Genomic DNA, 11,893 nt, shown 5'->3' with positions numbered 1-11,893 from the left:
GAATCTGTGGTGATCTTGATGCCGGGAAGTTAGGGAAGGGCTAATCATTCCGGTGCAGCATGCCTGGCTTTGCACCGGAGATCATTAAACGGCGGGGATTATTCCGGCACCACCCAGCGCAGTGTGGTGTGGCCGCGGGTGGGTGCAATCACAGACTGCAGCCAGGGCAGCAGGGCAGCCATCTGGCTTTCCAGCTTCCACGGCGGGTTGATGACAATCATGCCCGAGGCCGTCATGCCACGCTCTTCGGTATCCGGCTCGACACCCAGTTCAATCTGCAGAATGTTGCGGATCCCCAGGTTCTCCAGCTCTTCCAGCATGGCGTCGATATTGCTGCGGTATACCACAGGGTACCAGATGGCATAAGTGCCGGTCGCCCAGCGTCTGACGCTCTGACCTATGGCTTTCACCACATCCATGTACTCGTGTTTCAGCTCGTAGGGCGGGTCGATCAGCACCAGACCACGCCGTTCTTTGGGCGGCAAGCTGGCTTTGAGGCGGGCAAAACCGTCTTCTTTGTAGATACGTACCTGACGATCGCCGCGAAACTCCTGCAGCAGCAGCGGGAAATCGGTTGGGTGCAGTTCGGTCAGGATCATGCGGTCCTGGTCACGGATCTGGGCGCGGGCCACCTTGGGTGAACCCGGGTAGTAGCGCAGGGTGTCACCCTGGTTCAGAACCCGGATGGCATCCAGGTAAGAGGCCAGTGCTTCCGGCAGATCGTCGCGCTGCCACAGGCGTGCAATGCCTTGCAGGTATTCGCCGGTTTTTTCACTGCGCTCATCCTGCAGATCATAACGCCCCACACCCGAGTGGGTGTCGTGATACACAAAAGGTTTGTCCTTTTGCTTGAGCGCATCAAGGATCAGGCTTTGGACTATGTGTTTGATCACGTCAGCATGGTTGCCGGCGTGAAAACTGTGGCGATAACTCAGCATGGGTTACTCTGTGATGGTCGACGAAGGGCGTTATTATGGCGTAATCCGGCCGATTATGCAGCGGGATTGTGGTCTGTCATCCTCGCGGCCACTAAAATAGAGTGAACTGCGAGCCTAAATTGCGCGAAGGGATTGAAAATCCCCTTATGCAGACGCATTTCCTCAGGAACCTACTTAAAAAGGATACGCTGATGTCGAACCCATTACTGACCATGACAGATCTGCCCCTGTTTTCGCAAATCAAACCCGAACACATCTTTCCTGCGGTTGAGCAGGCCATTAAAGACTGCCGGGCCAAGGTAGAAGACGTCCTGGCCAGCGGCGAGACACCCAGCTGGGACAGCATTTGTGCGCCGCTGGCGGAAACCGATGATCGTCTGAATCGCATCTGGTCACCGGTGGGCCATCTCAACGGGGTGAAAAACAGCCCGGAACTGCGCGAGGCCTATGAAAGCTGTCTGCCAATGCTGTCGGACTACAGCACCTGGCTGGGTCAGCACAAGGGTCTGTATGAAGCCTACAAAAGTATCCGCCACAGCGATGCGTTTGCGACCCTGTCCCAGGCGCAGAAAAAATCCATCACCGATGCACTGAAAGACTTCGAGTTGTCGGGCATCGGCCTGCCCGCGAGTGAACAGCACCGCTATGGCGAAATCAGCAAGCGTCTGTCCGAGCTGTCGTCATCTTTCAGCAACAATGTGCTCGATGCCACTATGGGCTGGAGCAAGCTGATTGCCGATGCCGGCGAGCTGGCAGGTCTGCCGGAGTCGGCATTGCAAGCGGCGGCGGCGGCGGCGGAAGACAAAGGTGAGCAGGGTTATCTGTTTACGTTGGAAATTCCCTCCTACCTGCCTGTCATGAGCTACTGTGATAATCGCGAACTGCGCCGTGAAATGTACGAAGCCTTCGTGACCCGTGCCTCGGATCGCGGCCCGAACGCAGGCAAATGGGATAACAGTGAAATCATTGCTGAAAAACTCAAACTCAGCCATGAACTGGCCCGTTTGCTGGGCTTTAATACCTACAGCGAGAAGTCGCTGGCCACCAAGATGGCGGAATCCACCGATCAGGTGCTGGGTTTCCTCAATGATCTGGCCGCCCGCGCTAAGCCGCAGGGCGAACAGGAAGTGGCAGAGCTGCGTGAGTTTGCCCGCAGCGAGTTCGGTGCCGATGCACTGGAGCCCTGGGATATTCCTTACTATGCCGAGAAACTGAAACAGCACAGATACAGCATTTCCGATGAGCAGCTGCGGCCGTATTTCCCGGAGCAGAAAGTGGTGTCCGGCTTGTTTGAGGTGCTCAAGCGTGTCTTTGGCATGACAGTGACTGAGCGTGAAGGCGTGGATGTCTGGGATCCGAGTGTCCGTTTCTACGATATTTTTGATGCCAGCGGCGAGCTGCGCGGCAGTTTCTATCTGGATCTGTATGCCCGCGAGCACAAGCGCGGTGGTGCCTGGATGGACGAATGTATCGTGCGCCGCGTGCGTCAGGACGGCAGTCTGCAGCCCCCGGTGGCCTACCTGACCTGTAACTTCAACAAACCGGTTGGCGGTAAGCCAGCGCTGTTTACCCACGATGAAGTGGTGACCCTGTTCCACGAAACCGGCCACGGTATTCACCATATGCTGACCAAGGTTGATGAGTCTTCGGTCTCTGGCATCAATGGTGTGCCCTGGGATGCGGTAGAACTGCCGAGTCAGTTCCTGGAAAACTGGTGCTGGGAAGAAGAGGCGCTGGCTTTTATCTCCGGCCATTATGAAACCGGTGAGCCTTTGCCGGCCGAATTGCTGGGGAAAATGCTGGCGGCGAAGAATTTCCATTCTGCACTGGGTATGCTGCGCCAGCTGGAATTCGGTCTGTTCGATTTCTCACTCTACACCAATTACGATCCGGAAACGGGCGCGCAGGTGCTCGATACACTGGCTGCTATCAAGCGTCAGGTGTCTGTGCTGCCAAGCCCGGAATGGGGCCGATTCCCGCACAGTTTCGGCCATATCTTTGCTGGTGGTTACAGCGCGGGCTACTACAGTTACCTGTGGGCTGAAGTGCTGTCATCCGATGCCTATTCCCGCTTCGAGGAAGAAGGTATTTTTAACCCGCAAACCGGGGCGGATTTCCTGGCCTGTATTCTTGAGCGCGGTGGCAGTGAGGAGCCGATGGATTTGTTCAAACGCTTCCGCGGCCGCGAGCCTAAGATCGATGCCCTGCTGCGTCACAGCGGTATCACAGGTTAAAGATACTCGATTCTACGATCAGACAAGGCTCCCGTCGGGAGCCTTTTTTATGAGTATTGGCTTGAGCCACAGTGTTATGTGGCAGGCGTTCAGCTTTCTTCGCTGATCTGCAGTGGCCAGCCGAGATCGCTTTGGCGGTGGGCTTCCTGTTGTAACTCAGCATTAGTCAGCGGATTGGCTGTCAGCCAGGCTTTTGGCAGTATCAGGGTGAGCTGATTGTCATCGACCGTCAGGTGCGCAGGGGGCTGGTGCTGGCTGTCACGCCGGTGGCAGAGAATGACCGCCAGGCGCAGCAGGCGCAAGATACGCACAGCGTTGATTGCGGGGATGGCATGCTGTTCCGGCAGGCTGGTCAGGTTGTCCCTGTGCCTGCGCAGCAGCTCGCCCAGCAGGTGTTTCTGCGCGCGGGTAAAACCGGGCAAGTCCAGATGCTGGACCAGATAGGCGGCATGATCGCCGTTTTGCTTGAAGCCGATACCTGTGCCTATTTCGTGCAAGATGGCGCTGGACTGGAGCAAAGAGCGGGCTTGCTCATCGGTCTGCCAGGCGGGCTGACAGTCCTCCAGTAAAGCCTGCGCGGTGTCGGCCACGGTTTGCGCATGTTCGGTATCAACCTGAAAACGGTATTGCAGGCTGTTCAGGGTTCTGGCTCGCACATCGTCGTGACGCATCTGGCTCATCATGTCATACACCATGCCTTCGCGCAGGGCGCCGCCGGCCAGTGTCATGGTTTGGATGTCCAGCGATTCAAACAAGGCGATGAGAATCGACAGGCCACTCGGAAACACCAGGGCCCGTTCTAATGTCAGCCCTTCAATATCAAGATCTTCCAGGCGTTCGTATTGCATGGCCTGACGCTGCAGACGCTTGAGTTTAGACAGGGTGATCAGCTCGTCCATGCCCTGGGCAACCATGATTTCCTGCAGCGCCTGTACGGTGCCGCTGGCGCCGACACAGTGGTCCCAACCCAGTTTGCGGTAGGGCTCCACGATAGGCGCAATGGCTTGTTTTGCCGCCAGGATTGCCGCGCTGAAATTGTCGGCTGACAAGTGCCTGTCTTTGAAATAGCGTTCCAGCCAGGTGACACAACCCATTTTCAGGCTGGTCAGTGCCTTGGCATCAAAACCTTCACCGATAATGACTTCAGTACTGGCCCCACCGATATCGACGACCAGGCGTTTTCCCTGACCGCCAGAGGTGTGTGCAACGCCCTGGTAGATAATGCGTGCTTCCTCTTCACCAGGAATAATGTCGATGGGGTGACCCAGTATACTGATGGCTCTGGAAAGAAAGTCTTCGGCATTCACGGCGGTTCGCAGTGCCGCGGTACCAACAATGCGGACCCGTTCAGCCGGAATATCCTGCAATCGTTCTGCAAACATTGCCAGGCATTCCCAGCCGCGCTGCATGGCTTCCTGGCTCAGTTCATTCTGGCCGTTAAGGCCGGCTGCCAGCCGTACTTTGCGCTTGATTTTAGCCAGCGTATGCACACTGCCTGCGACTTCACGCACGATCCACATGTGAAAACTGTTAGAGCCAAGGTCAATGGCTGCATACAGCGGGGATACGACACAACTTTCCATAGCGTCTTCTTCAGTTACTGTGTTTTCTGTGGTGAGCGACGGCGGTTATTACTGCGCTGGCGTCCCTGTCCTTGTCCCTGACGGGAACCACTGTTGCGACGACCACCGCTCTGGCGAGGTGCCCGCTGGAATTTTACCGGTGGCGGCAGATCATCCAGCAGCGCTTCGGCATCGTATTTTGATTGCGGAATCGTGTGCTCGATGTAGGTTTCAATCGCCGTCAGATTAATGGCGTATTCTTCACAGGCAAAGCTGATGGAATGACCGCTTTCGCCGGCACGACCGGTACGGCCAATACGGTGAACATAGTCTTCGGCATCGTCAGGCAGATCGTAGTTAAAGACGTGAGTCACCTGAGGAATGTGCAGACCGCGCGCTGCAACGTCGGTTGCCACCAGGATATCAACTTCACCTTGGGTGAACTGCTCCAGAATGCGTACGCGCTTTTTCTGCGGCACGTCGCCGGTCAGCAGGCCAACACGGTGGTTATCGGCTTCCAGGTGCGCCCAGATGTCTTCACAACGGTGTTTGGTGTTGGCAAAAATGATGGCGCGATCCGGCCAGTCTTCTTCGATAAGGGTCTGCAGCAAACGCATTTTGTCCTGATTGGACGGGTAGAACAGCTCTTCCTGGATACGGTGACCGGTTTTTTGCTCAGGCTCAACCACCACGCTTTCCGGGTTGTTCATGTGCTCGAACGCCAGCTCTTTGACCCGGTATGACAGGGTGGCAGAGAACAGCATGTTCAGGCGTCCTTTCGGGCTTGGCATACGTCGGAACAGGAAACGGATATCTTTGATAAAGCCCAGATCGAACATACGGTCGGCTTCATCCAGTACCACAACCTGAATGCTGTGCAGATCTATCACACGCTGCTTGTAGAAATCGATGATACGGCCACAGGTGCCGATCAGAATATCTACACCGTTTTCCAGGTGCTGTTTCTGTTTTTCGTACGCTTCGCCACCATAAGCCAGACCGGCTTTCAGGCCAGTGCTTGCCAGCAACGGTGCGGCATCATTGTAAATCTGAATGGCCAGTTCCCGTGTAGGTGCCATAATAATTGCACGGGGCTGATTGGTTTTTCGCTCCTCGGATGCTGGGTTCAGCATCAAATGGTTAAAGGTCGCTGTCAGGAAAGCCAGGGTCTTACCAGTCCCTGTTTGTGCCTGACCAGCAATGTCACGGCCGGAGAGCAATACCGGCAATGCCAGGGCCTGGATAGGGGTACAGTTATGAAACCCCTTGTCTTCCAGTCCTTGTAAAACCAGGGGGTTTAGTCCCAGGTCGGCAAATTTCTGCTCTGTGATATGAGTCGTCTTCATTCGTATAGAATATCAGCTTAGGGTTGCAATACGAAACGTATTCAATTCAAATAGGGCATCGATTTGCTGGTTAAAATAGAATCAGCGTTGAAAATCAACCATTGGAGTGGAAGATGAGCGACAAGATTGTGCAGCTGACAGACGCAAGTTTTGATAACGATGTGATTAACGCTGCAGGCCCAGTTTTAGTCGATTTTTGGGCTGAGTGGTGCGGACCGTGTAAAATGATCGCGCCAATTCTTGACGAAATCGCAGACGAGTACCAAGACAAGCTGACTATCGGAAAGCTGAACATAGATCACAATGCCGCGACACCACCAAAATTTGGTATCCGTGGTATTCCGACTCTGTTGCTGTTCAAAGACGGCAATGTGGCTGCGACCAAAGTCGGCGCACTGTCTAAGTCACAACTGAAAGAGTTTCTGGACGCCAACCTGTAATTGGCCTACAGTAACGCGAAACCGCGTACAATGATCCTTTTGTACGCGGTGTCTTTTTCAGGCCACTAGACGGATGCTGGCTTTAGTGCTAAGTTATTGCACGTAAATTATACGACAGTTCATTTCTTGACCAGCCCCATTGGTCGAAGCTTTTCTCAATTAACCATAGAACCCCTAATTTGACTGACAAGAAACCCACCACTATGAATCTTACAGAACTGAAGAACCAGCCTATCTCAAAGTTGGTTGCGCTCGGCGAAAGCTTAGGACTCGAAAACCTAGCGCGTTTGAGAAAACAGGACATCATCTTTGCCATTCTCAAACAGCACGCGAAAAGTGGTGAGGACATTTTTGGCGACGGGGTTTTGGAAATTCTGCAGGACGGCTTTGGCTTCCTTCGTAGCGCAGACAGTTCATACCTGGCAGGCCCGGATGATATTTATGTCTCACCAAGCCAGATTCGCCGCTTCAACCTGCGTACCGGTGATACCATTTCAGGTAAAATCCGGCCACCAAAAGACGGTGAACGCTACTTTGCCCTGCTGAAAGTCAACGAAGTAAACCACGACAAACCAGACAACGCCCGCAACAAGATCCTGTTTGAAAACCTTACCCCGCTGCACGCCAATGATCGCATGCGTATGGAACGTGGTAACGGCTCAACCGAAGACATTACTGCTCGTGTACTGGATCTGGCCTCACCTATCGGTAAGGGTCAGCGTGGTCTGATTGTTGCACCGCCAAAAGCGGGTAAGACTATGCTGCTGCAGAACATTGCACAGAGCATTGCTTACAATCACCCAGAGTGTGAGCTGATGGTGCTGCTGATTGACGAGCGTCCTGAAGAAGTGACCGAGATGCAGCGTCTGGTAAAAGGCGAAGTGATCGCTTCTACCTTTGACGAGCCGGCTTCCCGCCACGTTCAGGTTGCCGAAATGGTGATCGAAAAGGCCAAGCGACTGGTTGAGCATAAAAAAGATGTGGTTATCCTGCTGGATTCTATTACCCGTCTGGCCCGTGCGTACAACACAGTGGTGCCATCTTCCGGTAAAGTACTGACCGGTGGTGTCGACGCCAACGCCCTGCACCGTCCGAAGCGTTTCTTCGGTGCGGCCCGTAATGTGGAAGAAGGCGGTAGCCTGACCATCATCGCGACGGCACTGGTTGATACCGGCTCTAAGATGGACGAAGTGATCTACGAAGAGTTTAAAGGTACAGGTAACATGGAACTGCACCTGTCGCGTAAGATTGCTGAGAAGCGCGTATTCCCTGCAATTGACTTCAACCGTTCCGGTACCCGTCGTGAAGAGCTGCTGGCCAAGCCAGATGAGCTGCAGAAGATGTGGATCCTGCGTAAGATCGTTCATCCAATGAATGAGACCGACAGCATGGAATTCCTGATCGACAAGCTGGGCATGACCAAGACCAACGACGAGTTCTTCGAAGCGATGCGTCGTCAGAAGTCCTGATTCCATTGGCTTGATGTCACAGATTGTATAAACGCCACCTTGTGTGGCGTTTTTTTATTGCTGATAATATCGGCATGTTGTTTGAAACAGCATTCAATTGACGACTGAGGTTATCCTCTTTCAGACTTTGCCGGTCTGCCAGGAAGGTGGGCTGAAATGGACCTGATGCTCAGCGGCTCGGGAACCAACAATGAATCAAGTCAGCAATGACATGGAGTATGCAACATGCAACATGGAAGAGGCATGTGGGTCTGGTTGTGGTTACTGCTGGTCGCGCTACCCCTGAGGGCTGATGAAATCAGTCAGCAGGAATACCAGCAGGTCACGCAGGACATCACACCGGCATTAAAGTCGCTCAAAACCCTGTACCGGGAAAGTGATATTGCCCAGCTCAATTATCAGCTGGCTGATTTCTCTGTGCTGGAGCAGGAAGCCCTGCGTTCGGCACTGGTGGACTACGCCCATACCTTGAAAAAGCTGGATGATGAAAAGATCGCCTGGCTTGAAACACAAGCGGCCCGACAATCACGTTTCACCCTGACAGAACAGGGCGATGGCTACCGGGTTACCCGGGCAGCATTTACCTACGGCACCCGGGCACACCAGCTGTTGCAGCGCTGGCAGCGTGAGCAGCTGGCTGAATCCTTTGTCCGTCAGGTTGATGCCGGTGATTTAGTGCTGGCAGACTGGCTGGCCGGTGATCTCAATACCCAGCGCACCCGGCGCGATATTGCCCTGGCGCAGCTTTCTGCGCTGTCCGGCACAGGCGTGAGGTATCTTGCCGATCAGTTTCTGTCCGACAGACAACTGCTTTGGCTGTCTGATAACGGCTTACTGGCCAAGCTGGCCGCGATAACCGGGGATGAAGGTTTGTACCAGCAATTGTGGCGTCGTCGCACCGATCAGTACAGCCGGGCCGAGCTGAACCGGCTGGCAGATGATCTGCCGGGCAAACTGGCTGTGAGCCAACTGATGGCCGCAACTCGTAATCCCTCCCTGAAAGCTCAGGCATACCAGGCACTGGCTACCCTCAAGCCACTGCCGGACGAGGTGGAAATCTTTCTGTTAGCCAAGCTGTCCGAGCCGGAAGATGGTGAGCTGGTGGCCAGTAAACTGGTCAATCAGGGTCATGCTAGCTGGCTCACCACACTCGCCGCAGGCACTAAGAGTTACACGTTAAAGCGTAATCTGGAAACCGCTTTATCGGCATCCATGCCCTGATGCCCGGTACAGTGCGCTGCAGGGGCGGGAAGATTTCTTTTCAGTACCTTGTTTTACCACCAATAAATGCCTGCATCACAAGCATCTTGTCAGGGATTCAGTATATAATGTGTCCTATTTTTATCCCGGCTGTCCGTAAGCCGGGTCGAGCAAAACAGATAGGGTGCAGGAATGAAACTCAATGATTTGCGCGACTTTATCGCCTACCTGGAAGAGCGTGGGCAACTTAAGCGCATCAAGCAGCCAATCGATCCCCGGTATGAAATGACTGAAATCTGCGACCGCACCCTGCGGGCAGGCGGACCGGCATTACTGTTTGAAAATCCGGTGGGTTACGATATCCCTGTGCTGGCGAACCTGTTTGGCACAACCGAGCGGGTTGCTATGGGCATGGGACGTGAGGATGTGCTGGAGCTACGGGAAGTCGGCAAACTGCTGGCGTATCTCAAAGAGCCGGAACCGCCGAAAGGCTTCCGTGATGCCATCGACAAGCTGCCGGTCTTCAAGCAAGTCCTTAATATGCCTGCCAAGCGCCTGAGCAAAGCGCCGTGCCAGCAGATCGTCTGGCAGGGCGATGAGGTTGATCTCGATAAGATTCCGGTCATGAGTTGCTGGCCGGGCGATGTGGCGCCGCTGCTGACCTGGGGGCTGACGATTACCCGCGGCCCGGAAAAGAAACGCCAGAACCTGGGCATTTACCGTCAGCAGAAGCTGAGCAAGAACAAAGTGATCATGCGCTGGCTGGCTCACCGAGGCGGTGCGCTGGACATGCGCGAGTTCATGCAGGCCCATCCCGGCGAGAAATTTCCGGTTTCTGTCGCTTTTGGGGCCGATCCGGCAACGATTCTCGGGGCGGTAACGCCTGTGCCTGATACCTTGTCTGAGTATGCCTTTGCCGGTCTGCTGCGCGGCAGCAAGACCGAGGTGGTCAAAAGCATCAGCAATGATCTGGATGTGCCGGCCAGCGCAGAAATCGTGCTGGAAGGCTATATTGATCCCAATGAATACGCAGACGAAGGCCCGTACGGTGACCATACCGGGTATTACAACGAAGTGGAAAGCCACCACGTTTTTACCGTCACACACGTGACTATGCGCAAAGATCCGATTTACCACAGCACCTATACCGGCCGCCCGCCGGATGAACCGGCTGTGCTGGGCGTGGCGCTCAATGAAGTGTTTGTGCCGATTCTGCAAAAGCAGTTTCCGGAAATTGTCGATTTTTACCTGCCGCCGGAAGGGTGTTCCTACCGTATGGCCGTAGTGACAATGAAGAAACAGTATCCGGGCCATGCCAAGCGGGTGATGATGGGCGTGTGGTCTTTCCTTCGCCAGTTCATGTACACCAAGTTCGTGATAGTCTGTGACGATGATGTTAATGCCCGTGACTGGAATGACGTGATCTGGGCGATTACCACCCGGATGGATCCGGCGCGGGATACTGTGATGATAGAAAACACCCCGATCGATTCGCTGGATTTTGCCTCGCCTGTGGTTGGCCTGGGGTCAAAGATGGGTCTGGATGCCACCAATAAATGGCAGGGTGAAACACAGCGCGAGTGGGGGACACCTATCATTAAAGACCCGGAAGTGGTTGCTAAGGTGGACGCCATTTGGGATGAACTGGGTATTCTGGCGCAATAACGCCGGATAACGCAGCAAGAAGGTTTACCGCAATGTATCAGGTTCGTGTGTTGCCGCAGGACGTCATGTTCAGCGTCGGGGAAGAGGAAACCCTGTTGAGCGCAGCACGCCGGGCAGGACTGGCTTTCCCCCACCGCTGTCAGGTCGGGGTGTGTGCCACTTGTTTATGCCGCAAGCTGGCGGGTGAGGTCACTTACCGGCTGGCACCGGTGCTGACGGAGAAAGAGCAGGCTGAGGGATGGATATTTCCCTGCCTGGCTATGGCCCGCAGCGATCTGGTACTGACTTTGGAATAGAGGAACAGAATGTCGATTCAGTGTGAAGTGAAGTCAGTCGAGTCACTGGCGTGTAATACGTACCGTATCCTGTTGCAACCTAAGCAACAGGTTGATTTTAAAGCCGGGCAGTATTTGCTGGCGGTGATGGGTGAAAAAGACAAGCGTGCATTTTCCATTGCCAGCAGCCCTTGCCGCAGTGGCGAGCTGGAACTGCACATAGGTGCGGCTGACCACAATCCCTATGCTATGGAAGTGGTGGAAGCCATGCGTCAGGCGATGGAAGACGGCAGGGCATTTGATGTCGAAGCCCCGCTGGGTGATGCCTGGTTGCGTGAAGACAGTAATCAGCCTTTGTTGCTGATTGCCGGCGGCACGGGCTTTTCCTACGTGCGCAGTCTGCTGGATAACTGCCTGAGCCGCGGCATGAAGCAGCCGATTTTTGTGTACTGGGGCGGCCGTGATGAATGCCAGCTGTATGCCCATGACGAGCTCGTTGCACTGGCTGCCAAGCACGCTAATCTGACTTATGTCCCTGTGGTAGAAAGTGCGCCACCAGCCTGGCAGGGCAAAGTGGGTAACGTGCTCGAAGCGGTGAATGACGATTTTGTCAGCCTGTCTTCTTATGACATTTATATCTGTGGCCGTTTTGAGATGGCGGGTACTGCCCGTGAACAGTTTACGGCTGAGAAAGGGGCCGATCGCGAGCGGATGTATGCCGACGCTTACGCCTTTATCTGATTGTTGCTGGTAAAAAGAAAAGC

Annotated in this window: 10 protein-coding genes; 7 read left to right on the top strand and 3 right to left on the bottom strand. The window is 54.5% G+C overall.

Translation table 11 applies throughout. The annotated features are described in order from the left end of the window. Positions 1 to 98 precede the first annotated feature (98 nt). On the bottom strand, positions 99 to 938 hold the full coding sequence (locus KCG43_RS09845) for a 23S rRNA (adenine(2030)-N(6))-methyltransferase RlmJ (RefSeq protein ID WP_192016069.1): 840 nt from the start codon (positions 936 to 938) through the stop codon (positions 99 to 101). 191 nt (positions 939 to 1,129) lie between these two features. Between KCG43_RS09845 and prlC the strand changes: the two genes are divergently transcribed. Continuing rightward, positions 1,130 to 3,172 carry an oligopeptidase A gene (gene prlC, locus KCG43_RS09840; protein WP_218384559.1) on the top strand — a complete coding sequence of 681 codons (2,043 nt, stop codon included), beginning with the start codon at positions 1,130 to 1,132 and terminating at the stop codon, positions 3,170 to 3,172. A gap of 89 nt (positions 3,173 to 3,261) precedes the next feature. On the opposite strand, the gene gppA is transcribed toward prlC, so the two are convergent. Then, positions 3,262 to 4,755 carry a guanosine-5'-triphosphate,3'-diphosphate diphosphatase gene (gene gppA / locus KCG43_RS09835; RefSeq protein WP_218384557.1) on the bottom strand — a complete coding sequence of 498 codons (1,494 nt, stop codon included), beginning with the start codon at positions 4,753 to 4,755 and terminating at the stop codon, positions 3,262 to 3,264. Positions 4,756 to 4,769: 14 nt separating this feature from the next. Further along, the gene (gene rhlB, locus KCG43_RS09830; RefSeq protein WP_027250484.1) at positions 4,770 to 6,080 is read right to left on the bottom strand and encodes an ATP-dependent RNA helicase RhlB; all 1,311 of its coding nucleotides are present in this window, start codon (positions 6,078 to 6,080) and stop codon (positions 4,770 to 4,772) included. 113 nt (positions 6,081 to 6,193) lie between these two features. Here rhlB and trxA point away from each other — a divergent pair, with 113 nt between their 5' ends. The 6 genes from trxA to fre all read left to right on the top strand — a co-directional run bounded on the left by trxA (position 6,194) and on the right by fre (position 11,870). Beyond that, the gene (gene trxA, locus KCG43_RS09825) at positions 6,194 to 6,520 is read left to right on the top strand and encodes a thioredoxin TrxA (protein ID WP_046220469.1); all 327 of its coding nucleotides are present in this window, start codon (positions 6,194 to 6,196) and stop codon (positions 6,518 to 6,520) included. 203 nt (positions 6,521 to 6,723) lie between these two features. Next, positions 6,724 to 7,989 (top strand): transcription termination factor Rho, encoded by a 1,266-nt coding sequence (gene rho, locus KCG43_RS09820; protein WP_046220468.1) that lies wholly within the window; start codon positions 6,724 to 6,726, stop codon positions 7,987 to 7,989. Between the two features lie 225 nt (positions 7,990 to 8,214). Then, complete coding sequence (locus KCG43_RS09815) at positions 8,215 to 9,210, top strand: hypothetical protein (protein WP_218384556.1); 996 nt, start codon at positions 8,215 to 8,217, stop codon at positions 9,208 to 9,210. 171 nt (positions 9,211 to 9,381) lie between these two features. After that, on the top strand, positions 9,382 to 10,854 hold the full coding sequence (gene ubiD / locus KCG43_RS09810) for a 4-hydroxy-3-polyprenylbenzoate decarboxylase (RefSeq protein WP_192016065.1): 1,473 nt from the start codon (positions 9,382 to 9,384) through the stop codon (positions 10,852 to 10,854). 32 nt (positions 10,855 to 10,886) lie between these two features. After that, positions 10,887 to 11,150, top strand: a complete 264-nt coding sequence (locus KCG43_RS09805) for a 2Fe-2S iron-sulfur cluster-binding protein (protein WP_218384555.1) — start codon at positions 10,887 to 10,889, stop codon at positions 11,148 to 11,150. Between the two features lie 9 nt (positions 11,151 to 11,159). After that, the gene (gene fre / locus KCG43_RS09800; RefSeq protein ID WP_218384554.1) at positions 11,160 to 11,870 is read left to right on the top strand and encodes an NAD(P)H-flavin reductase; all 711 of its coding nucleotides are present in this window, start codon (positions 11,160 to 11,162) and stop codon (positions 11,868 to 11,870) included. The last annotated feature ends 23 nt before the right edge of the window (positions 11,871 to 11,893 follow it).

Source organism: Photobacterium sp. WH24 (genome assembly GCF_019204055.1).
Classification (GTDB): Bacteria; Pseudomonadota; Gammaproteobacteria; order Enterobacterales; family Vibrionaceae; genus Photobacterium; species Photobacterium arenosum.
The sequence above is the reverse complement of the archived record's forward strand: the minus strand, read 5'-3'. Positions and strand labels throughout refer to the sequence as shown.